At 65.6% G+C, this 22,154-nt stretch carries 23 protein-coding genes; 12 read left to right on the top strand and 11 right to left on the bottom strand.

The genetic code is table 11. From position 1 onward, the window contains the following. Positions 1–87: 87 nt before the first annotated feature. Both LGY53_RS30705 and LGY53_RS30700 read right to left on the bottom strand, forming a co-directional pair. Positions 88–360, bottom strand: coding sequence for a WhiB family transcriptional regulator (locus LGY53_RS30705; protein ID WP_225730165.1), 273 nt, complete (start codon positions 358–360; stop codon positions 88–90). Between the two features lie 23 nt (positions 361–383). Further along, positions 384–932 carry an HNH endonuclease gene (locus LGY53_RS30700; protein WP_225730164.1) on the bottom strand — a complete coding sequence of 183 codons (549 nt, stop codon included), beginning with the start codon at positions 930–932 and terminating at the stop codon, positions 384–386. Here LGY53_RS30700 and LGY53_RS30695 point away from each other — a divergent pair. Beyond that, on the top strand, positions 931–1,233 hold the full coding sequence (locus LGY53_RS30695; protein ID WP_225730163.1) for a hypothetical protein: 303 nt from the start codon (positions 931–933) through the stop codon (positions 1,231–1,233). The two genes, LGY53_RS30700 and LGY53_RS30695, sit on opposite strands and share 2 nt — an antisense overlap. Before the next feature lie 17 nt (positions 1,234–1,250). Here LGY53_RS30695 and LGY53_RS30690 read toward each other — a convergent pair whose 3' ends face one another. Both LGY53_RS30690 and LGY53_RS30685 read right to left on the bottom strand, forming a co-directional pair. Further along, complete coding sequence (locus LGY53_RS30690) at positions 1,251–1,781, bottom strand: DM13 domain-containing protein (RefSeq protein ID WP_225730162.1); 531 nt, start codon at positions 1,779–1,781, stop codon at positions 1,251–1,253. Between the two features lie 108 nt (positions 1,782–1,889). Further along, positions 1,890–4,076 (bottom strand): malate synthase G, encoded by a 2,187-nt coding sequence (locus tag LGY53_RS30685; protein ID WP_225730161.1) that lies wholly within the window; start codon positions 4,074–4,076, stop codon positions 1,890–1,892. A 271-nt stretch (positions 4,077–4,347) separates the two neighbouring features. On the opposite strand from LGY53_RS30685, the gene LGY53_RS30680 reads away from it, so the two are divergent. The 6 genes from LGY53_RS30680 to LGY53_RS30655 all read left to right on the top strand — a co-directional run bounded on the left by LGY53_RS30680 (position 4,348) and on the right by LGY53_RS30655 (position 10,054). Beyond that, positions 4,348–5,088: an SDR family NAD(P)-dependent oxidoreductase gene (locus tag LGY53_RS30680; protein ID WP_225730160.1), complete on the top strand. Its 741-nt coding sequence runs from the start codon at positions 4,348–4,350 to the stop codon at positions 5,086–5,088. After that, the gene (locus LGY53_RS30675; protein ID WP_225730159.1) at positions 5,085–6,134 is read left to right on the top strand and encodes a zinc-binding dehydrogenase; all 1,050 of its coding nucleotides are present in this window, start codon (positions 5,085–5,087) and stop codon (positions 6,132–6,134) included. The genes LGY53_RS30680 and LGY53_RS30675 overlap by 4 nt, the downstream gene beginning before the upstream one ends. Next, positions 6,131–6,751, top strand: coding sequence for a TetR/AcrR family transcriptional regulator (locus LGY53_RS30670; protein ID WP_225730158.1), 621 nt, complete (start codon positions 6,131–6,133; stop codon positions 6,749–6,751). The genes LGY53_RS30675 and LGY53_RS30670 overlap by 4 nt, the downstream gene beginning before the upstream one ends. A gap of 2 nt (positions 6,752–6,753) precedes the next feature. Next, positions 6,754–8,043 carry an acyl-CoA dehydrogenase family protein gene (locus LGY53_RS30665; protein ID WP_225730157.1) on the top strand — a complete coding sequence of 430 codons (1,290 nt, stop codon included), beginning with the start codon at positions 6,754–6,756 and terminating at the stop codon, positions 8,041–8,043. Positions 8,044–8,105: 62 nt separating this feature from the next. After that, the gene (locus LGY53_RS30660; protein WP_225730156.1) at positions 8,106–9,233 is read left to right on the top strand and encodes an acyl-CoA dehydrogenase family protein; all 1,128 of its coding nucleotides are present in this window, start codon (positions 8,106–8,108) and stop codon (positions 9,231–9,233) included. Positions 9,234–9,466: 233 nt separating this feature from the next. Beyond that, complete coding sequence (locus LGY53_RS30655) at positions 9,467–10,054, top strand: Uma2 family endonuclease (RefSeq protein WP_225730155.1); 588 nt, start codon at positions 9,467–9,469, stop codon at positions 10,052–10,054. A gap of 83 nt (positions 10,055–10,137) precedes the next feature. On the opposite strand, the gene LGY53_RS30650 is transcribed toward LGY53_RS30655, so the two are convergent. From LGY53_RS30650 to LGY53_RS30640, 3 genes are all read right to left on the bottom strand, one after another. Continuing rightward, entirely contained in the window at positions 10,138–10,767 is a 630-nt protein-coding gene (locus LGY53_RS30650) for a DUF305 domain-containing protein (protein ID WP_225730177.1), read from the bottom strand. Between the two features lie 2 nt (positions 10,768–10,769). Continuing rightward, entirely contained in the window at positions 10,770–12,344 is a 1,575-nt protein-coding gene (locus LGY53_RS30645) for an LVIVD repeat-containing protein (protein WP_225730154.1), read from the bottom strand. Positions 12,345–12,468: 124 nt separating this feature from the next. After that, on the bottom strand, positions 12,469–14,349 hold the full coding sequence (locus tag LGY53_RS30640; RefSeq protein WP_225730153.1) for a CocE/NonD family hydrolase: 1,881 nt from the start codon (positions 14,347–14,349) through the stop codon (positions 12,469–12,471). A gap of 86 nt (positions 14,350–14,435) precedes the next feature. On the opposite strand from LGY53_RS30640, the gene LGY53_RS30635 reads away from it, so the two are divergent. Further along, on the top strand, positions 14,436–15,239 hold the full coding sequence (locus LGY53_RS30635) for a ubiquinone/menaquinone biosynthesis methyltransferase (RefSeq protein ID WP_308103018.1): 804 nt from the start codon (positions 14,436–14,438) through the stop codon (positions 15,237–15,239). A gap of 15 nt (positions 15,240–15,254) precedes the next feature. On the opposite strand, the gene LGY53_RS30630 is transcribed toward LGY53_RS30635, so the two are convergent. From LGY53_RS30630 to LGY53_RS30615, 4 genes are read right to left on the bottom strand one after another with little or no spacing between them, the layout of a single operon-like run. Then, entirely contained in the window at positions 15,255–15,665 is a 411-nt protein-coding gene (locus tag LGY53_RS30630) for a DUF4440 domain-containing protein (RefSeq protein ID WP_225730151.1), read from the bottom strand. Between the two features lie 52 nt (positions 15,666–15,717). Next, a complete protein-coding gene (locus LGY53_RS30625) occupies positions 15,718–16,062 on the bottom strand; it encodes a YbaB/EbfC family nucleoid-associated protein (protein ID WP_225730150.1) in 345 nt (114 codons plus the stop codon). 5 nt (positions 16,063–16,067) lie between these two features. Continuing rightward, complete coding sequence (locus LGY53_RS30620; protein WP_225730149.1) at positions 16,068–17,810, bottom strand: alpha/beta hydrolase; 1,743 nt, start codon at positions 17,808–17,810, stop codon at positions 16,068–16,070. Between the two features lie 6 nt (positions 17,811–17,816). Then, positions 17,817–18,131, bottom strand: coding sequence for a hypothetical protein (locus tag LGY53_RS30615; protein WP_225730148.1), 315 nt, complete (start codon positions 18,129–18,131; stop codon positions 17,817–17,819). A 301-nt stretch (positions 18,132–18,432) separates the two neighbouring features. On the opposite strand from LGY53_RS30615, the gene LGY53_RS30610 reads away from it, so the two are divergent. The 4 genes from LGY53_RS30610 to LGY53_RS30595 all read left to right on the top strand — a co-directional run bounded on the left by LGY53_RS30610 (position 18,433) and on the right by LGY53_RS30595 (position 22,114). Beyond that, positions 18,433–19,368, top strand: coding sequence for a triacylglycerol lipase (locus tag LGY53_RS30610; RefSeq protein ID WP_225730147.1), 936 nt, complete (start codon positions 18,433–18,435; stop codon positions 19,366–19,368). Between the two features lie 152 nt (positions 19,369–19,520). Further along, positions 19,521–19,916: a hypothetical protein gene (locus tag LGY53_RS30605; protein ID WP_225730146.1), complete on the top strand. Its 396-nt coding sequence runs from the start codon at positions 19,521–19,523 to the stop codon at positions 19,914–19,916. A 38-nt stretch (positions 19,917–19,954) separates the two neighbouring features. Continuing rightward, positions 19,955–20,848 (top strand): SGNH/GDSL hydrolase family protein, encoded by an 894-nt coding sequence (locus LGY53_RS30600; RefSeq protein ID WP_225730145.1) that lies wholly within the window; start codon positions 19,955–19,957, stop codon positions 20,846–20,848. Between the two features lie 21 nt (positions 20,849–20,869). Next, positions 20,870–22,114: an acyltransferase gene (locus tag LGY53_RS30595; RefSeq protein WP_225730144.1), complete on the top strand. Its 1,245-nt coding sequence runs from the start codon at positions 20,870–20,872 to the stop codon at positions 22,112–22,114. Positions 22,115–22,154: the final 40 nt, after the last annotated feature.

Below are 22,154 nucleotides of genomic sequence, written 5' to 3'. Positions count from 1 at the left end.
ACCCTCTATTGGGGGTTGGGGGGTGGGGCCGCGGTCGTGCCTCCCGGGGGGGCGCCGCCCGGCGACGCGCGGGCCGCCCCGCCGCGCTCATTCGCGGATCATCTTCCCTCGGTCGAATTCGTGCCCGCCCCACACACCGGACTGGCCGGTGCGCGCGGCGAATTCGAAACATCCGGTGCGGATCGGGCACTCCGCGCAGATCTTCCTGGCGTACGCGAAATCCTGCGACGGGTACGGGAACCAGGCCTCGTGGTTCGGGTCGCCCCGGCAGGCCGCGCGATGCCAGCCGCCGCTGTCGGAGAGCGGGAGCAGGTCGGTCAGTGCCGGTTCGGTGCGGGTGGTAGTCGGTGCGGAGATCATGGCGTACCTCTCCTTTCTCCGGTTCAAGTGGCCGCGGCGAGCTGCTTCCAGATGCGCCGCTGGGTCTTCTCGAGGTGATTGGGCGCCTTCGGTTCCCAGAGCAGCCGCATCCCGGCCTCCTCCGGGGTGCGGTCGGCCTTGGCCGTATTGCACGGCGCGCAGCAGGCGACCAGGTTGCTCCAGGTGTTGGGGCCGCCCCGGCTGCGCGGCCGGACGTGGTCGACCGTGCGGGCCCAGCCCGCGCAGTAACCGCACCGGTGGTTGTCCCGGCGCAGCACGCCGGCCAGGGTGGCCCGGCTTTCGTCGTGCGGGCGCACCACATGCTTCAGGTAGACATAGCGCAGCAGCCGGATGGTTTCCGGCAACGCCAGCTCGAGGTGCTGGGAACGGATCGGGAAGCGCGGCTCGCGTTCGGCGATGGTTTCGGCGGCCCCGGCCAGCAGCAGTACGACGGCGCGTTCGGCCGGAATCTCGTCCAGCGCTTCATAGCTGGCATTGAGCACCAGCACCGGCGTATTTATCCAATTGTCGACGGTCAGCACCGCGGGTGCGGCGGCACGATAAAAGATCATGGGAATCACCATGTTTCGAGGAGAATTGAGCGAAAGTGGGCGGCGGAACGGTCGGTCAGTTACCGGCGAAGCCGAGATCGGGCTGGCGGTCGCGGCCTGCTTCGTTCATCGATTGCCGCGACGCGATGCGCTCTCGGACAATGCTTTTCACTGGTTTCAAAACCGCTTCCTCCTTCCCGATGCTCGGCATTTCCTGAAAACCCTCTGCTCAGCGACCACCGCGCGACGCGGTGATCTTCGTCGAAACCCATGGTGGCACAGCGGCCCGCCGTTGTCGGGTCATTTTTTGACCGGCCCGTGACCTGGGCCGGAATGCGACTATTTCAGCTGCGCCGCCCCGAAGGAGACGTGGAATCGCTGGCACCAGATGGTCGCACCGGTGAGCTTCGCCAAATCGGCATCGGATGGGATGGCGTAGTTCTGGCTGCCCTTATTGCCCTTCAGGCTGCCCAGGTCTACGTGCGCGGCATCGCCGAAGACGAACCAGCCCGATTTGCCGGGGAGTACGGGTGCGGCGGCCAGCCACACATGCAGATCGGGGCCGTCGGAGGTGTCCAGATTCTCCAGCCGCAATACCCTGCTGCCGTCGGCCAATTGGAGAATCACGGCGGTGCCGGAGGTGCCGTGCTCGTGCGAGATGAACTCGCCGCGGGCCAGCGTCTTCGGCTCCGGCGGCGGTTGGGCGCCGCCGGGCGCGCTGGAGACGGTCGGAACCGCCTCGACGACAGTGGTATTCGTGAACAGCCGCCAGGGCTGGAACAGTGCCAGCGTCACCGCCAGCCCGGCGACGACCAGCACGGTGAGCGTCCACGCGACCGGTGAACGGAAGATCCTGCGTGCCGAACTCATGCCTCGCCTCTCCGAGTGCGGTCCCTGCTCGGTCATCCGCACGGTGGGTCGGCACGTTAACGAAAACCCCCGACACGGTGGTCGGGGGTTTCGTTCGGCTCGGCGCGCTCAGCAGTTCTTGGCGGCCAGTGCCTTCGCCTCGCGGCGGCGGCGGTGCAGGATCGGCTCGGTGTAGCCGTTCGGCTGTTTGGTGCCCTCGAGCACCAGCTCCTTGGCGGCCTGGAAGGCGATGCTGCTGGCGAAATCCGGTGCCATGGGGCGGTAGTTCGGGTCGCCCGCGTTCTGCCGGTCGACCACCGGAGCCATCCGCTCCAGGCTGGCCACCACCTCGTCGGCGGTGATCACCTTGTGGCGCAGCCAGTTCGCCATCAGCTGGCTCGAAATGCGCAGCGTCGCACGGTCCTCCATCAGGGCGACATCCTTGATGTCGGGCACCTTGGAACAGCCGACGCCCTGATCGATCCAGCGCACCACATAGCCGAGGATGGACTGGGAGTTGTTGTCCAGCTCCTGCCGCTTCTCCTCGGCGGACCAGTTCGGCTCGGCCGCCAACGGGATCTCCAGGATCTGGTCGACGCTCGCGCGCGGGCCGCCCTTGGCGATCTCGCGCTGCCGGGCGAACACGTCCACCTGGTGGTAGTGGGTGGCGTGCAGGGTGGCGGCGGTGGGCGACGGCACCCAGGCGGTGTTGGCGCCGGCCTTCGGGTGGCCGATCTTCTGGGTCAGCATGTCGGCCATCAGGTCCGGCATGGCCCACATGCCCTTGCCGATCTGCGCCTTGCCGGGCAGGCCGGTGGCCAGACCGGTGTCGACGTTCCAGTCCTCGTAGGACAGGATCCACTGCTGGGTCTTCATCTCGGCCTTGCGGACCATCGGCCCGGCCTCCATGGAGGTGTGGATCTCGTCGCCGGTGCGGTCCAGGAAGCCGGTGTTGATGAAGACGACCCGGTCCTTGGCGGCCAGGATGCTGGCCTTCAGATTGACCGTGGTGCGGCGCTCCTCGTCCATGATGCCGACCTTGAGCGTGTTGCGGTCGAGGCCGAGCACATCCTCGATCCGGCCGAACAGCTCGTTGGTGAAGGCCACCTCGTCCGGGCCGTGCATCTTCGGCTTCACGATGTAGACCGAACCGGTGCGGCTGTTGGTGAGCTTCGCGTCGCCGCGCAGCGAGTGGGTGGCGATCAGCGAGGTGACCAGGCCGTCCATGATGCCCTCCGGCACCTCGTTGCCGTCCTTGTCCAGGATGGCGTCGGAGGTCATCAGGTGGCCGACGTTGCGCACGAACAGCAGCGAACGCCCGTGCAGCACCAGCTCACCGCCGTCGAGCGCGGTGTAGACGCGGTCCGGATTCATGGTGCGGGTGAAGGTCTTGCCGCCCTTGCTGACCACCTCGGCGAGATCGCCCTTCATCAGGCCGAGCCAGTTGTGGTAGCAGAGCACCTTGTCCTCGGCGTCGACCGCGGCGACCGAATCCTCGAAGTCCATGATCGTGGTGACCGCGGATTCCAGCACGATGTCCTTGACGCCCGCGTTGTCGGTGCTGCCGATCGGCGAGGCCGGATCGATCTGGATATCGATATGCAAACCGTTGTGCTTCAACAGGATCGAGCTCGGGTTCGCCGGATCGCCCAGGTAGCCGACGAGCAGCGACGGGTCGGCGAGGCCGATGGTGGTGCCGTCCTCCAGGGTGACCTCGAGTTCGCCGTCGACGATCCGGTAGACCCGCGAGCCCACATGCGAGCCGGTGATCAGGGTGGCCGCGTCGTCGAGGAAGTTGCGGCCCCACTCGATGACCTTGTCGCCGCGAATCTTGTTGTAGCCGCTGCCCTTTTCCGCGCCGTTGGCCTCGGAGATGGCGTCGGTGCCGTAGAGCGCGTCGTAGAGCGAGCCCCACCGCGCGTTGGCGGCGTTGATGGCGAAGCGCGCGTTCATCACCGGCACCACCAGCTGCGGGCCCGCGGTGGTCGCGATCTCCTCGTCCACATTCTGGGTGGTGATGTGGAAGTCGGCCGGGTCCTCGCGCAGGTAGCCGATCTCGGTGAGGTACGACTTGTACGCGGCCTTGTCGTAGCCGGCGCCGGGATGTTCGGCATGCCAGGCGTCGAGTTTGCCCTGGATCGCGTCGCGCTCGGCCAGCAGGGCGCGGTTGCGCGGGGCGAGTTCGTCGATGACCCGCTCGGCCCCTGCCCAGAACGCGGCGGAATCTACGCCGGAGCCGGGCAGCGCCTCGTTCTCGATGAATTCATGGAGAACGCCGGCCACCTGGAGCCCGCCGACCTGAATCCGCTCTGTCATCTATTGCCTCACTTTGCGAAAGGTGGGAAAGACGCAGTCATGTTACCCGTCGGTAGTAGTACCGGGCTGTGTCGGGGGCCACGGCCGCGTCGTGCTGCTTCGTTCGCTCACACGCCGATGCCAACGGATCGATCGGTCGGCGTGTCGCACGATGTCGGCGGTCGGCCGGACAACACCTTGATTGTATCGTCCGGTCGATTTAATGTACTGATCGGAACATTTAGAACTACGTCGCCCCGTCGAACGGGATCCGGGGCAGGTAGGAGTGCGGGTGTCGCACACGGACAAAGTCGTCGTGGTCACCGGGGGCAGTCGCGGACTCGGCCGGGAGATGGTGCTGGCCTTCGCGGCCGCGGGCGCCGATGTCGTCATCGCCAGCCGGAAAGTGGACGCCTGCATCGCGCTGGCCGAGGAGGTGCAGAGCGCGCACGGCAGGCGGGCATTGCCGGTGGCGTGCAACGTCAGCGAGTGGGCGCAGTGCGATGCGCTGGTCGAGACGGTCTACGCCGAATTCGGCCGGGTGGACGTGCTGGTCAACAATGCCGGACTGTCGCCGCTCTACCCGAGCCTGGATCAGGTGAGCGAGGCGCTTTTCGACAAGGTCATCGGCGTGAATCTCAAAGGGCCGTTCCGGCTTTCGGCGCTCATCGGCACGCGAATGGCGGCCGGGGACGGCGGCTCGATCATCAACATCTCCTCGACCGAGGCAGTGCATCCGGATGTGTTCTCCGTGCCGTATGCGACGGCCAAGGCGGGTTTGAACGCGCTCACCCTCGGCCTCGCGCAGACCTTCGCGCCGAAGGTGCGAGTCAATACGATTCAGTGCGGGCCGTTCGGCACCGATATCTCGAAGGCGTGGCCCGCCGAATTCCGGGACGCGGCCGCCGCGCAGACCATGCTCGGCCGGATCGGCGAACCGAACGAAATCGTCGGCGCCGCACTGTTCTTGAGCTCCGAGGCCGCCTCCTTCTGCACCGCGGCGACGCTGGAACTGCACGGAGGCAGACGATGAAGGCACTGACCTATGAAGGGCCGCGGCGGATCTCGTATTCGGAGGTCCCCGATCCCGAGCTGCCGGGGCCGGACGGCGCGATCGTCGCGGTGAGCGCGGCGGGAATCTGCGGCAGCGATCTGCATATCTTCGGCGGGCACGGATTCGCCGAGGGAACCGGATACTGCGTCGGGCACGAGGCGGTGGGGGAGATCGTCGAAATCGGCCCGGCGGCAGTCGGATTCGCGGTCGGCGACCGGGTACTGGTACCCGCCTCGGCGGGCTGCGGACACTGCGTACCGTGCCGCAGCGGACTGATCGCCATGTGCGAGAAGGTCCCTCGGCCGATCGATGCGTGCTACGGGCTGGGCGGTGCGTTGCAGGGCGGGCAAGCCCAGCTGTTGCCGGTGCCGCATGCCGAGACCAATCTGGTCCGGGTGCCGGATGGGGTGAGCGATGACGCGGCGGTGGTATTGACCGACAACGCCCCGACGGCCTGGTACGGCGCGCGGCGGGCCCGCATCGCGCCGGGCGATTCCGTCGTGGTGATCGGGCTCGGTCCGGTGGGACTGATGGCCGTGCAATCGGCGTTCGTGCTGGGCGCGTCCCGGGTCCTCGCCGTTGATCTGGTTCCCGAGCGCCGCGAGCATGCCCGGCGGCTCGGCGCCGAACCCGTCGAATCCGAGCAGCCTAAGCAGGCGATACGCGAAATGCTCGGCGGCGGTGCGGATGTGGTGCTGGAGGCGGTCGGCGCGGACGCGACCATCGCGCTGGCGCTCGCGGTGGCCGGACGGCGCGGCCGGGTGAGCGTGGTCGGCGTGAGCGCGAATACGGCCTTCCCCGTCAATATGGTGCTGGCCCAGGTGAAGGAGCTCGAGTTCCATATCGGCCTGTGCTCGGTGCAGTACGAACTGCCGACGCTGCTGCGGCTCACCGCCGCCGGGCGGCTGCGGCCGGAAGCCGTTGTGTCCCACCATCTCGGACTGTCCGAGGGCGCGGATGCGTACCGCCTCTTCGCGAGTCGCGGCGACGGCGTCTCGAAGGTCGTCCTGGATCCGGCGGGATGATGCGGCGCCGGGGCCGCCCGCCCGCCGCGGAATCGTCCGCGGCCGATACCCGGGAGCGGATCGTCGACGCGGCGGTGGAGCTGTTCGCGGAGAAGGGATTCCACGGCACCGGCGTGGCCGAGATCGGCGAGCGGGCCGATGTGCAGCGCGGCGCGCTCTACTATCACATCGGGTCGAAGGAGGAGCTGCTCTGGCAGATCCTGCGAGATTACATCGAACGCATGCTTGCCGACGCCGAACGGATCGAGGGTACGGCGGACGACCCGGTTACCAAGCTGCGCAAGCTGATTCACAGTCACGTCGGGCTCATCATCCGCTACCGGCGCGAGGTGGTCATCCAGTTGCGCGACGGCGGCGCGCTCACCGGTGCACGCGCCGCACAGCTGCAGGTACTGCGGGACGAGGTGCAGCGGTGCTGGCAGCGGGTGATCGACGCGGGCCATGCGGCCGGTCTGCTGCGCACCGGCGAACACGTGGTGACCAACAGCGTGCTCGGCATGCTGAACGCGGTCACCTACTGGTATCGCCCGCACGGCGGGCGCACCCCCGACGAGATCGCCGCGATACTCGCCGACACCGTACTCGACGGTGTCATCGCAACCCACACGAAAGGCTGATCATGGCTTGGGATTTCGAAACCGACCCGGAATACCAGCGGAAGCTGGACTGGGCGGCGGAATTCGTGCGGACCGAGGTGGAACCGCTCGACCTGGTCTACCCGAATCCCTACGACCGCACCAACAAAGAGGCGATGGCGCTCATGCGCCCGCTCAAGGAACAGGTGAAGGAACAGGGGTTGTGGGCCTGCCACCTCGGCCCCGAACTCGGCGGGCCGGGATACGGTCAGCTGAAATTGGCGCTGCTGAACGAGGTGCTCGGCACCTCGGTCTGGGCGCCCTCGGTATTCGGTTGTCAGGCACCGGATTCCGGTAACGCGGAGATCCTGGCGCACTACGGCACGCCGGAACAGAAGGCCAAGTATCTCCAGCCGCTGCTGGATGGGGAGATCGGCTCCTGCTATGTGATGACCGAACCCACCGGCGGATCGGATCCGACGCTGTTCAAGGCCCGCGCGGTGCGCGACGGCGACCACTGGGTGATCAACGGCGAGAAGTGGTTCAACTCCAACGCCGAATTCGCGAGCTTCCACATCGTGATGGTGGTGACGAATCCGGATGTCAGTCCGTACCAAGGCATGTCGATGTTCATCGTGCCCGCCGACACGCCGGGGCTGGAGATCGTGAAGAACTTCCACGTGCACGGTTTCAGCGAGCACGAGGGGCATCTGCGGTTCACCGACGTCCGGGTGCCCGCGGATCATCTGCTCGGCGCGGAGGGGCAGGGCTTCATCGTGGCGCAGACCCGGCTCGGCGGCGGACGCGTACATCACGCGATGCGCACGGTCGCGTTGGTGCGCAGGGCATTCGACATGATGTGCGAGCGCGCGGTATCGCGGCCGATGCGCAAGGGCCCGCTGGCCGGGCTGCAGATGACGCAGGAGCGCATCGCCGACAGCTGGATCGAAATGGAGCAGTTCCGGTTGCTGGTGCTGCGCACCGCGTGGCGCATCGACAGGGAACAGGATTATCTGAAGGTGCGCAAGGACATTGCCGCCATCAAGGTGGCCATGCCGAAGGTGATGCACGATATCGCGCAGCGGGCACTGCATCTGCACGGCGCCATCGGCGTCAGCCAGGATCTGCCGTTCGTCGACATGCTCAGCTATGCCGAGGTGATGGGCATCGCCGACGGGCCGACCGAGGTGCACAAGATCACCCTCGCGAAGGAGGTGCTGAAGAATTACGCACCGGGAGATCCCGTGTACCCCAGCGGATATCGTCCCGCGTTGCGGGAGCGAGCGCTGGAATCGGTGGCCCGGCGGCTCGAACACGTCGTCGGGAATCTCTGAGACAATCGCCCGCTAAGGGGTGTCGTTGAACTGACGAGCGGTGGTAATCGTAGACCCCTGTTATGAGCATTGTCGCCGAAAGCTCCATAGACCGTATCGGGTTGGCCCGCCGTATAGCCGCGACGTTCCGTCGCGGCGTCGCCCAGCGCGACCGGTCCGGCGAAATCTCCGTTGCCGCATTCGATCTCCTACGGGCGACCGGGCTCACCGCGGCGCTGGTGCCCGCGGAGTTCGGTGGCGGTGCGGCGACGCACCGGGAGATGGGCGCGATACTGCGCGAAATCGGCGCGCACGATCCGTCGACGGCGGTCGCCTTCGCGCGGCACTGTCAGCTGGTGGCGACCCAGGTGTGGCGGCATCGGCACGGGTTGGACGCGCGTGCGCTGTTCGAAAAGGTGGTCGACGGCGCGATTCTGGTCGGCACCTACGCGGCCGACTGGGTGGAGTCGAACGGTCGCGCCGAGCGCGACGCGGGCGGATACCGGGTGAGCGCGCGCAAGGAGCGGGTCGGCGGTTGCGAGGTCGGTTCGATACTGGTCACCAGCATCCGGCACGGTGACGCGCCCGGCGGACCCGAGGTGCTGCACTGCTCGATTCCGCTCGGCTCCACCGGCATGCGGATCGAAAAGACCGGTGACGCGGTGGGTTTGCGGGCCAGCGGCGGGCACACCGTGGTGCTCGACGAGGTCTACGTGCCGGATTCGGCGATCGAGTTGGCCCGCCCGGCCGGTGAGTGGCCCGCGCTGTTGAACGTCGTCGTCGGCGCGGGCACTCCGCTCGTGCTGTCCGCCTATCTCGGAATCGCGGACAGCGCAATCGATCTCGCGACCGCGCTGATCGCTGAGGAGTCCGCCGCGCACACCTTCCAGCTGGCGGGGGAGATGCTCAACGCGCACACCACCGCGGCCGACCTCATCGCCGCGATGTTCACCGACTCCGACGATCTGACCTTCGACGCGAGCGACGCACACGCCGGCCGCACGCTGTCCCGCAAGACGGTCGCGGCCGACGCCCTGGTGAATACGGTCCGCCTCGCGATCGAGGCGACAGGCGGCACCGGTTATTCGCGCGGCTGCGATCTGGAGATGTGGTACCGCGATATGCACGGCTGCCTGTTCGACCCGCTCCCGCGCGCCGAACAGACCCGCTTCGCCGGCCGAATCCTCTTGGGCCACAGCCCCATCGGCTGAGCTTTTCGCCTAGGCCGCGGCCGATCGCATGGACACGCCGCCGTGGTTCATCGTTGGATGCGGTCGCTCACCTTCGCGATGCTGCCGTGCAGTCCGGCACTGTTCTGACAATTGGGCGCCGAGGGAACCTTTCCGGTGCCGGTGCCGGTGCCGGTGTGGGCGGTTCATGAACCAGTCGCAGCCGGGCGAATCAGTACACTTACCCTGATTCGCTCGAGAGAGGACAGGAGCCGGTGAGTGTCGCTTATGAATACGGGTACGGCTACGGCCCGTACACTGTCGAGGATTTGCACCATCTGCCGGACGAAGGCAAGTCTTTCGAGCTGGTCGACGGTTGGTTGATCGAATTGTCGCCGAGTACTCGCCATGACTATCTCGCGGAACGGCTGAGGCGCACGATAGAGAATGCGGCTGAAGCGGCCGGTGCGCGATTTTACGTACAGGCTCCAATGGACATCTCGACACCGGCGGGGGCGCGCAAGCCCGACGTTGGCGTGCTGCCTGCGGCTAGGGCCCGTGATGCGAGGGAATTGGGACTTTCGCTGTATCCGGGGGGAGAACTCGTACTGGCGATCGAGGTCGTATCGCGTGGTTCGGGCAGCGAGCGGGAGGACCGGCGCCGTAAGGCGACCGAATATGCTCAGACCGGCATCGACCACTATTGGATCGTCGATTTCGATCCACATCCGAGGGTGCAAATTCTGCGACTGGACGGCAACCGGTACGCGGAGCCGATTGTCCTGAATGCGGAAGACGTTCTCGAGGTGAGCGAACCGTTCCCGATAACTTTTCCGCTCTCGATGCTGGCCGACTTCGGCTGACCGGGCGGGGCCCGTTCGAACGAATTTCGGGCGAGGCCCGGACGAGGCCAGGCGGCGGGGTGGCCGCCGTCATTCCTGGCCGTTCAGGGGAGGGGGCGACCGCCGAGCTGATTCAGCAGCACGCCGATGACGCCCACCTCCTGCCCCTGTTGCTGGATCATCGATCGGGCGAGTTCCTTGACCGGTCCGGAGCTCAGCAGACCGTCCACCGCCTGGGCCATCGCGATACCGCCCTGGTGGTGGCGCAGCATCAATTGCAGGAACAGCACGTCGGCGTCGTGCCCGCGGGCCGCGGCGAGCGCGTCGAGTTCGACATTGGTCGCCATACCGGGCATGGTCCGCGGCGCGGTCGAATGCTGGTGTGCCGCAGGGTTATCCATCGGCATCCAGGCCATCGGATGCGGTGAATCGGGTGCGGCGTCGGCCAGGCGCAGCCAGCCGAGCATGGTGCCGAGCTCGAGCCGCTGTGTCTGGTCCAGCTGTGCCGCCAGTCGGCGCACCGCGGGCCCCGCACTCGGATCCAGTCGCTGCACCATGATCAGTGCCTGTTCGTGATGGGCGGTCATATCCTGCGAGAAGCCGATCTCCACCGGGTTCAGCACCGAGGTGACCGTCTGGTTCTCGGGTATCACCAACGGCCGCAACGCCGCACCGAGCACCAGCAGGATGAGGGCGAGCGCGCTATAGGCGGCGGGGCGAATCCAGTTGCGCATCATCAGGATCCGACGATCGACTGCTGATCGGCCGGTGGGGTGTACACGTCGTTGTCCAACTGCAACACCATGAATCCGTTGTCCGAGCACGCGACGTACAGTTGGTCGCCGCGCCACTCCGGCGGCGAGAAACACCAGTCGGTGGACACATCGCCGAAGGCGAGGCGCCCGGTGCGCGGGGTCAGCGCGTCGTACGGGTTGAATTTGCCTTCCAGCACCGCGCGCACCGCGGCGGGCGCGCTCATCACCGGTACCCCGATGATGGAGGCGAGCGCGTGCGGTGAATTCCACAGGCTCAGGTTCTGGCCGGTCCGCGCCGGTGGGTTGAAGTAGGCGATCTCGTGGATGTTCCCGGGGTCGCGCACGTCGAAAACCCTTATGCCGGAAGAGATCCAGCCGCAGGCGAGCGCGGTGGGGTTGTCCTGCCGGTCGGCCGCGCAGTAGTGCGATTCGTAGGCGAAGGCCGAGCCGCCCATCGAGGAGCCGATGTTCTTGTCGATATTCTGCGGCAGGTTGATCTCCAGTTTGATCTTGGCCGCCACCTTCGGGTTGGTGTCGTCGGAGATGTCGATGAGTTTCACGCCGCCGGAGCCGCCCTCGTCGACGGTGTAGAGATACGGCTTGCCGTCATAGGTCACCGGGACGCTGTGCTGGGTGGCCCAGCCGTCGGTCCAGAACACCCGGCCCAGGTGTGTCACTTGGGGATTCGGATCGCGCCGCTGCACCGCGCTGATATCGAGCACGGTGAAACCGCCGAGCGCGGAGATGTACATCCGGTTGCCGTCGGCGCTGATGCCGAATCCGTGCGCCTCGATGCCGGTGAGCCCCTGCCACACCACATGCGGGTTCGCCGGATCGGAAAGGTCTACGGCACTGACGAATCCGGGCGCGATGCCCGATGCCCAATAGGTGTTGCCGTCGGGGGAGAAGCCGCCCTCGTGCGTGGTGATCGGCAGCGGCATCAGCAGATTCGTGCCGGGCCCCTGGTTCAGCAGGCGCGGATGCGCACAGTCGGAGATATCGTAGACGGACAGGTAGCCGACGCCCTCACCGACCGGAACGCCGGTGCCCACCAACAGTTTTCGCTTGGTGTTGACCTTCAGGCTCTCCCAGGTGCCCGCCGTCATCGCCGGTTCGGTGAGGTTGGCCGTCGGGCGCGGGTTGGCCGGATCGGAGACGTCGAGCACTTGCACGCCGTGTCCCTCGCTGAGCAGATCACCCGGGAAGAACGAACCCATATACGCACAGTGCTCGAAGCTGGTGGAGGTGATGCCCGCACCGCGTCCCGGAAAATTGCCGACCATCGACATATTGCAGCGGTATCCCTGCGTGCTGCGGCCACTGTCCCGGTCGGCCGCGGGGACATCGCCCTGCAGACCGGGCTCCGGCATCGATCCCGGCCCGCAGTCGGCACGCGGCACGGCCGTGCGCCCCACATCGAGAAATTGCTGTACCTGTGTGGCGATATCGGATTGCAGATCCGCGTTGGCGCTGCTCGGCAGCATCATCACGGCCAGCACGCCGATGGCTAGCAGTGCCAGTGGTTTGGCGCGGCGTCCGCGCACGACCGACCTCATCGTCGTTGCCCCCAACCTTCTGTACTCAGTCAGGGCCGACTGGGACAGCCCCGAACTGACTGAATAGTAGTAACAGTCGGTAACTTACGCGGGCATTTCGGCGGAATTCATCGGTTCGCGTCGGCTACGCGGTCGTGAGGTAGGTGAGGTAGGAGGGGTGGTCGGGGTCGATGAGGATCGACTGGCCGCTGATCTTGCGGCGCAGCGCGGGGCCGAACATGTGGCGGGGGAAGCTGTTGCGGCTCACGGCGACGCGCAGGCGGTGGCCGGTGCGGATGACCGCCTCGGTGACGTTGATGTCGATATCGAGGTCGAATGGTTCGCCGGGCCGGACGGGCAGCACCGATTCGGCGGTGCACGGATGTTCGGCGACGAGCAGATGTTCGCCGGAATGAACGCACGCGGTCTCGTCGACGGCGCGCAGCGAGGACAGCAGCGCGCCGCGGGTGATCGCGGCCGAGACGCCGTCGGGGGCGACATCGGTGACGACGACGGACCAAAAGGCATCGCGCCCATCGACTTCCGCGCGCAAGCGCAGATTCATCGGCCCGGAGATCACCGCGTCGGCGTCGAACGGCGGTGTGGTGAAGGTGACGGCGGCCACTTCCGCCCGGCGGTCGTCGGATCCGAAGCGTTTGCCGAACAGGGTGGCGATACCCATCGTGAGGATCGCGGTGTTGTTGGACGCGATCGCCGCCCGCCGGGTCGGCAGCGGCAGCCGCTCGTGCGTGTTCGGCGGTTCGGTGCGCAGTGCGCCGTCGCGGCCGGAATGTGGTGCGGAACCGCTGGTTTCGGCAGTCAAGTACAGGCGGCGCGGCTGCGCGAGCGGGTCGGGATAGCGGTCGCGGGAGACCCAGCCGTCGCCGAGCCTGCGCAGGGTGATCGGGCCGTAGCGGTCGATGCCGTTCCGAATTCCCTTGAGCCAGCGGTCGAACCACGCGCATTGCAGTTCGTCGAGCCGCTGCGGGCCGCCGGGTACGCCGAATCCGGAACCCGGCGTCAGGTGGTAACTGTCGTCCACCACAACCTGTTTGGCGCCGGGCGCGGTGGCGATGCGGTCGTACATCCGGAAATTGGATCTGTTGTAGACGTCGTGCCAGCCGCCATGGATCCAGGTCGGGACGGTGATATCGGCGAAGTGCGCCAACCGCCGATCCCATGCCTGGTTCAAGAATCCGTCGGGATGGTTCTCGACCAGCGCGATATCGATGGCGCGGCGCGCCCAGCTGGCCGGATCCGAGATCCGGTCGCGCAGATACCGCCGCAACATGCCGGTGCGAATCAAACCGCCGAGGGAGGGAATCCACTTGGCCGCGTTGATCGCGGCGATCCAGACGATCATGCCCGGGGTCGGCACGCCGCCGGTGAGGCCGAGCTCCCGGATCGGGTTCTCACCCGCCTCGATGGCGAACACCGCTTCGAGGCCGTCCGGTCGCAGGCCCGCGGTAATCAGCGCGGCGATCGCGTCGTAGGAGATGCCGGTGAGCCCGAGTTTGCCGTTGCACCAAGGTTGTTCGCGAATCCACCCGAGTACCTCAAGATAGTCCCGCTGTTCGGTCTCGCTGAAGAAATCCCATATGCCGGTGGAGGTTCCGGTGCCGCGCACATCGACCATGACGTAGGCGTAGCCGCGCTTTACCAGCGTCGGGTTGACGCCGAGTGATTCGAGGGCGCCGCCGGCCAGCGCGTGCAGCGTATCGCGTCCGGTGAAGGTGCGCCGGTCCGACGCACCGACCCACTGTCCGACCAGCCGCGCCAACCGATACGGGATCCGCCGGTGAAACATCTTGTTGTACGGGGTGAAATTGACCACCACCGGCAGCGCCTCCGCCGTCGGCCCGCTCCGGTCGCCCGGCCGGAACACATCCGCCGAAAGCACCACCCCGTCACGCATCCGAATCGGCAGATCGGACATCCGGTGCATGCGCTCGTACCGCTGCGGCCCGATATCGAAACGGGCGTCGGCAGACAGCGACCCGGCGGAAGTTGGCATCGGAACGGTCATCGAGGACCTCACTTCGAACGAAATACCAAATCGTCTCAGACGGTACGGCTTTCACGGGCGCCGTGTCCACTGAAGATGCCGGTCGAATGCGCGGTGACTCCATTCACACCATCTATACGGCACCGTATATCGGGACTAACGTCTTGAACGCAACGGTATGGCGCGGGCTTGTGCGAATGGGAGGTCTGGTGGTCGAGGGGTCGGTGCGGGGCGAAAGTTCCGACGTACACGCGATTTTCGGGAAGATCGCCGGTTACTACGATCGGATGAATACCGTCCTGACGCTCGGTGGTCACAGTCGATGGTGTCGTGAGGTGGTGGAACGGGCCGCGCCGCCCGCGGGTGGGCAGCTGCTGGACCTCGCCACCGGGACCGGCGCGATCGCGCTGGCGGCGGCGCGCAGATATCCCGCCGTCACCGTGACCGGTGCCGACTTCTCCGAGGAGATGCTGGCCCGCGCACGGACCAAGCCCGGGGCGGACGCGGTTCACTGGCGCCACGCGGATGCCGCGCGCCTGCCGTTCGAGGATGAATCGTTCGACGCGATCACCGAGGGCTATCTGCTCCGGAATGTCGGCGACCTGGCCGGTGTGCTGACCGAACAGTGGCGGGTGCTCAGGCCCAGCGGCAGGCTGGTCGTCCTGGAAACCTGCCCGCCGAGCGGTCCGGCCCGACCGGTCGTGCGGTGGGGGATGCGGATTATCGTTCCCCTAATGGGCCGGATCGTGGCGCGCGACCGGTCCTCGTACACCTATCTCGAATCCAGCACGCTCGCCTTCCAACCGCCGGAGCGCATCGCGGAGATGCTGAGCCGGCTCGGTTTTCGTGATATCGGGTGGCGTAAGAAGTTCTTCGGCACGAATGTCATCCTCTGGGCCACCAAGCCGTGAAGGTATGGCCGCCCATCACTGGGCGGCGGTGGTCTCGTGGACGGTGCGCCAGCGCAGACCGTTTCGGGCCCCATCGTCGGGGAGCAGCACGGCGGTGGTCAGGCGGGCGGCGGGACCCTCAGGGCGGTGATGGATTTCGCGGAATCGCGCAACCGCGCATTCGGCCGACAGATGCAGGACGTCGATATCGACGATGTCGATCGTCAGACCGGGCGTGGAATGTCCGACACCGTCGAGTCCGGCGAGCAGTTGCTCGCGGGTGACGACCACACCCTGCATGACGACCATCGAGAATTCGGGATGCAGCTGCGCCGCGAACCGCTCGACGGCGTCGGGCGCGTCCGGAGTGCCCAGCCAACGGGCCAAATCGGCGTGCAGCGCCCGGATCTCGGCTACCAGAATGTCGTAATCGATGGTCACCTTCATGATCGACACGCTACCCACACCGAGCCGCCGCCGACCGCCGTGACATGCGGGTTCACCAGGCGGATTCGAGTCCGGCCGAGGTCGATCGATCATCGGTATCGTATTCGGCTTCCTCGCGTGCGGTATTCGCCTCGACGAAGGTGGATATGGCGCTGAACCGGGAATCGGCGCGGACCTCGGCCATGGCCTCGTCGAGCCGGGGCCCGAGATCGAGCAGCGCGGCCCGGTATGCGGCGATGAGGGCGTCGGCATCGGGCGCCGACACCTCCACCAGGCGATTGTTGGCGTCGACGACCACCCGGATGCCGTCGACCTCGCCGACACCGCGCGCCTGCTCCAGCGCCCGCTGTGCGCGTTGGACCTTCAAACCGAGTGAGTCGAAATCGCTGTGGCTCATGATGTTCAGTGACCGCCCGTGGGTGGTGGTGGCGGAACCTCTTGTGTCTGAGCGACTTCCGGTGGCGCGGCTGGGATCTGCGTCGCCTTGTCGCCCTGACCCGCGATGATATCGCCCATGCCCTCCAGCGCTCGGTTGACATGCTTGGGATCGTGGTTCCAGTACTCACCGTGCGCGGAGCCGTTCAATCCCATCTCGGAGGTCGATCCGGGATCGGATTGGAAGGTGCGGCCGTGGAAGTCGGAATCGGTGGGGTCCGGCCCGAAATCGTCGACCGACGGAACGACCCTGGGGCGCAACGGATCCGAATTGGCCGGATCGGCGTTGAAGATCGTTTTGAAGAGCCTGCCGAGGCGGTTGGATCCGTACTCGGGCACCGGATCGTGAATGGCCTTGGTCGCGTACACATGGTTCGGCACATCCTCGGCCCGGACGCCGGTGAGGCGGAGATCGCTCGCGTGGTCGACCGTCGTGCCCGGGCTGGCGACGAACGCCACCGCGTCCGCGTTGAGCGAATGCCCGTGCGATGCCGCGGCGCCGACCACGGTGCTGCCGTAGCTGTATCCGACAACGGTGTTGTACGAGGGCGCACCGATATGCGACGCGCGCAGGCCGTCCTGGAAGCGGTCCAGCGCCGCGTAACCGGCATTGGCATAGCTCAGGTCGCTGGCCTTCGGAATCTCGGACGGTGCGTCGTACCCGAACCAGGAGATCACCGAAGGATTCTGTGCGCCAGCGGTTTTGGCTTGGTCGCGCATCGCCTGGATCCGGTCCCAATCCATCCCCTTGAAGGGCTGTGAACCGGTGCCGGGCACGAAAGTGGCGACGTGGTCGGCCAGATCGGGATTGCCGAGGGCGAGCGCGGCATGCGGTATCGCCCCGGACTTGGTGTCCAGCAGCATCAGATAGTGATCGGGCTTGCCGTCGGTGAGTTCGGTCAGCTTCTCCAGATCGGCGAGCCTGTCCTTCACCGCCGGATCGCCCGCGCGGGCCCGGGCGAGCTCGTCGCGCAGCGTCATCCGGTTGAAGTGGTCGCGGTCGACGACCGGGATACCGTCCCGGTTGCCGATGTAGTGGTCGTGCTGCCAGAGCGCGTCCTTCTCCGCCGGGGTCAGCGTCTCCCAGAAGTCGTGCAGCTGCTTCGGCTCGTCGGGCAACTGCGCCTTGCCGTCGATGATGTCCTGCACCTTCGAGCTGTTGGGCGCGTCCGGATGCTTCTCGTAGGTATCGAGCAGTTGCAGCGCATCGGTGATCGCTTGTGCCGCTTTGGTTTCGGTGTCACCGAATTGGGTCAGCAGCTGCTGGATACGGCTCTGGTAATCCGCGGCCTGGGTGTCGAGATGATGTTGCACCATCCCGGGAAGGCTGGGGTGCTCATTGCCCGGCGGTACCGTCGGCGCGGTGACCTTGCCCGCGTCGTCGACCTGCATGCCGTCCGCCGTCTGCGCCTGATCGACGATTTTCAGCAGCGCGTCGCGCTGCCCCGCCAGTTCGGTTCCGAAATCGTTGTAGTGGTCGGCGATCGCGATCACGGTCTCGGCGAGATGGTTGCCGTCGAGCTTGTGCGCCAGCGTGCGCGCCGACGCCGCCCACGCACCGGCCCCCTTCCAGGAGTCCATCTCCTTGTTCACGTCGGTGGCCATCCGATCGACCCGGTCGGTGAACGTATTGCATTGCGTGCCGAGGTGTTCGGCGAAGGTCAGCATGGTGTGCGGATCACATGCCCGCACATGTCCGATGGTCGTCATCGCGGCTCACGACCCCAGGTAATGCTTGTACTGGTCCGCGTTGCCCGCGTCGAAATCCGAATACGACGTGGCGCCGGTGGTCATCCGGTCGGCCATTTGACGAATATTGCCGCCGATCAACCCGAAGGCCCGCGCCACAGCGCCGGCAACCTGATCGGAGGCCGCCTGCACCGGCGAATCCGCCATCGTCACCTTCGCCGAAATCGCGATCTGGCCGATCGCATCGGCATGTTCGGCGACCTTGCCGCCCAGCCGACGCAGTGCATCCGCATCGACCTGCAGCATTGCGCCGCCCTCCGTGTCCGGAGTCGTGTTCCCCATTCCACCCCGCCTTGCCCCGCCGACAATCCACCCGCACCTTAGCATCATGAATTCGGGGCCGGTTATCCCCGAGTTTCTCTGGCGTCTCGCCGACACCGACTCGGGTTGTACGGGCTCGGATCAAGGCGAATTCTCGTGTGGCGCAATCCAGTTCGAATCAGTCGTCGTGCTTTGCGCACCAAACCCTTCGGCCGCCGATGTCGAACGGGTTTCGAATCCCCATTGACAATCGGAAAATCTGTCTTATCATTTTGCTGAATGGTTGCCAGCTCACACCGGCGGCCAGGAGAAGGGAGCAGTTATGCGACGCGTTCTTATCTCGTTGCTGGCTTCGGCGGTCGCCGTGCTGGCAGTTCCGGGTGGTGCGTCCGCTGTGACCCTGCCGGTGCCGTATTCGCTGGCGGCGTTGATTTCCGCCAGTCTGACCGGCGCTCCGCCGTATTCGCCCCCCGGCGCCAACGACTGGAACTGCACACCCGGGCCTGCGCATCCGCGCCCGGTGGTGCTGGTTCATGGTCTGAGCGGTAACGGAGACAACAGTTGGCAGACTTATGCGCCGCTGCTGGCGAATGAGGGTTATTGCGTTTTCGCTCTGACATATGGCGTCTACCCGGGCGATCAGGGCGTTTTGGCGGGTATGGGTGGGCGTGCGCCGATCGATCAATCGAGTGCGGAACTCGCGCGATTCGTGGACCGGGTCCGCCGGGCCACCGGAACCGATCGGGTCGACCTGCTGAGCTGGTCGGAGGGGACGGTGGTCAGTGCGGGATATCTGCAGTTCCTCGACGGCGCCCGAGCGGTGGACAAGGTGATCGCCCTGACCCCGCTGTGGGCCGGAACGGCGATCGCGGATCCGCTCACGTCGCAGCTGTCCGCGCTGGGCGGGCTCGGCGATATGTACAAATCATTGAAGCCGCTGTGCGCCGCATGCACGGACCTGCTGGCCGGTTCCGATTTCATCGCCCGGCTACAAGCGAGCGGTGTCTACGCGCCGGGCGTGACGTACACGAATATCGTGACCAGGACCGATATGCAGGTACAGCCCTACACCAGTGGGATCCGCGAAGCGCCGAACGCGACCAATATCGTGCTGCAAGATGTTTGTCCGGTGGATCTGTCGGGGCATTTATCCGTCTCCGTCGACCCGACGGTCGCCGCGCTCGCGCTGCGGGCCCTCGATCCGGCGACCGAACGCGCAATACCCTGCGCTCCATCCCAGGCGCCGCCCGGTGTCTGACGAGCCCGGATATTCGGGCGTCTTGACGATCTAGGAGATCTTATGCGGCTGGCTATTTTATATTGAAAATCTGAAAAGAATACTTATCATTTATCTAAAATTTGCTAATCGAATTTGCACAGAGGTCGGAAATTGGTTGGTTAGGAGTGGTCATGCCTCGTTCAGAAGAAGCAATCGAACAACGCCGCACAATGGGAACCGCGTCATCGCGCGTCGGATATGCGTTTCGGCGGATCGTGGCCGGAACCCTCTTGATAGCCGCGGCCACCGGCGTACTTGCGGCATGCGGTAAGGATTCCGGCTCACCCAGCCCGGAAACCTCGCCCAGTAGCTCGATTCCGCCGACTGTCGAAACGCCTGCCCCTGCCCCGGTCACTTCCGCGCCCGCCGCCCCTGCACCGGCCGCGCCCAATGCCGTAGAACCCGTCCCCACGGAGGACAACGTCGTTCCGGCTCCGGCTCAGGCGACCGAAGTTCCGCAGCCCCCGCAGACCGAAACACCGCCGGAGCTGCCCAAAACCACCTTCGTGCCGAAGCCCGGCTATTGATTCGTCGGTGGTGGCCGCCACATCACGAGGGGAGAGCCATGAAATTGCTGTTTCGGTCTACGGCGGTATGCGGGACCGTTTTCGCCTTCGTCATTACCTCGGTGACCTGCATGTCGGTGGCGGGAGCAGCGCCCACCGGAAGTGGGGGTGTCCCGGTGATAGTGCTCGGGGATTCCTATGCGTCCAATTCGATGGAGATCCAGGCCCAAGGCGCCGATCGGTGCAGTCACGGCGCGGACTCATGGCCGAGTCAATTGTCCCGATCGATCAACCGCGGCCTGCTCGACCTTTCCTGCTCAGGTGCCGTGATCGACAGCGGTCAGAACTGGAATCTGGCTTATGAGGCCGGGCAGGCCGCGGATGCGGGAGCTTTCGGCCCGGATACCGAGGCGGTGCTGCTGCAATTCGGTCTCAACGACAGTTGGGGCAACAGCCTCGACGCCATCGACACGGTCATGTTCTGCGTCGTTCGCGGCTGTGAACGAGACGCCGTCGCGCCGTATCGGCTGCCCGATCCGAACCAGATCACCGCGGAGCATTATGCGGATCGAATCGCGCAGGTGGTGAAGTACATTCGGTATTACGCGCCCCGGGCGCGAATCATGTTGATCGGCTATCCGGAGTTGCTGGATCCGGCCGGAACGGCGGCGTGTATCGATCTGTTCGGAGTACCGGTGGCCCAGCCGCGGGCCACCGCGCTGATCGACTTGCTCAACAGTCTGCGAAATGCGCAGGCCGGTGCGGCCGACCTACTGGGGATCGACTTCCTCGATACCGCCGCACTGACCCACGGGCACGGGCTGTGCACTCCCGACCCATGGGTGAATGGGATCGGTGACCCGCGAGCGGATGTCTTCGGCATTCCCGGGCACCCTTCGGCGCGTGGCGATGCGGTGACGGCGGCGGCGATCAAACGCCAACTGAACCTCTAGCCGACGATGGAAGCGGTGCCGATGGCGATTCGAACCGGGCGGCAGGAGGTAGCGCTGCCGTCCTTGACCGGAATGCGTTGGTGGGCCGCCGCCGCTGTATTCGTACTGCACGCGGTGGTCTTTATCCCGGCCTACCCGTTCCAGAAAAGCCCACTCTTCCAGAAGATTCACGAATTCATACCGATGCAGCTCGGCGCCGCCGGGGTGACATTCTTCTTCGTGCTCTCGGGATTTATTCTCTACTGGATACGACGGCCCGGAGACACTTATTCGAGCTTTCTGCTGCGCCGAGTCCGGAAAATCTATCCTTCGCATATCGCGGCGGTGCTGTTTCTGATCGCCGTGGCACCCGTTCCGCTTTCGCGTCCCGTGGTATGGCTGCCCGACCTCTTGCTGGTACACACCTGGGTCCCGCATTGGAGCTCGCTGGGCGGGCTCAATGTTCCGTCCTGGTCGTTGGTCTCGGAGATGCTGTTCTACCTGTCGTTCCCGCTGCTGGCCCCGTTGGTGGATCGGCTACCGGGAAAGTGCGTCGTATGGGCGATAGGGGTGATATTTCTGGCCATTGTCGGGCTGCATACCGTTTACTATCTCGTCGCCGACGGGCCGAAAGGCATCGAGAACATATTTCTGCCGCGACTGCAACCGGGGAACACCACGCCGGAATACGAGATCCATGCTTCACCGATATGGTTCGCGCAGCCCGATATACCGGTATCACCCTCGTACTGGTTGAGCTACAATTTTCCACCGAGTAGATTGCCGGAATTCTATATCGGGGTGCTCACCGCGAAATACGTCATGACCGGCGGGTGGACGAATACTCGACTGCGGTATCCACTGCTGGCCCTGGTCGGCAGCTATGGCCTCACCTGGTTCGTGCCGATCAACTACAAGCTGTCCGTGCTCATACTGTTGCCGACGGCGGCGGTAATCGCCACCGCATGCGTCCGCGATGTATCCGGAATCCGAACCATGAACTCGAGACCGGGAATGCTATGGCTCGGCAACATCTCGTACGCCTTCTACCTGATTCAGTACCCGGTGATGGTGGCGGTAACCCGATACTGTCTCAGCGGCAAGAGTTACGACGTGTGGGGTTGGCTTCTCTGGTCCCTCGTTTGCCTGGCGTTGTCGATCGGTCTCGGTGCGGCGATATATGTCTGCATCGATCTTCCGATCACCAAGCGGAAGGCGCGTACCACATCTGTCGCTGCACGGGAGCCGGTGCGGCCGGTGGCTCGAATGGCCACCGGTCGTGCGTGAAATCCGAAACAGATTGTGGCAGTGGTAGATACGACTCGAG

It is taken from the genome of Nocardia sp. JCM 34519.1 (assembly GCF_020361265.1).
Taxonomy (GTDB): Bacteria; Actinomycetota; Actinomycetes; order Mycobacteriales; family Mycobacteriaceae; genus Nocardia; species Nocardia arthritidis_A.
This window is presented reverse-complemented; position numbering and strand designations above follow the sequence as displayed.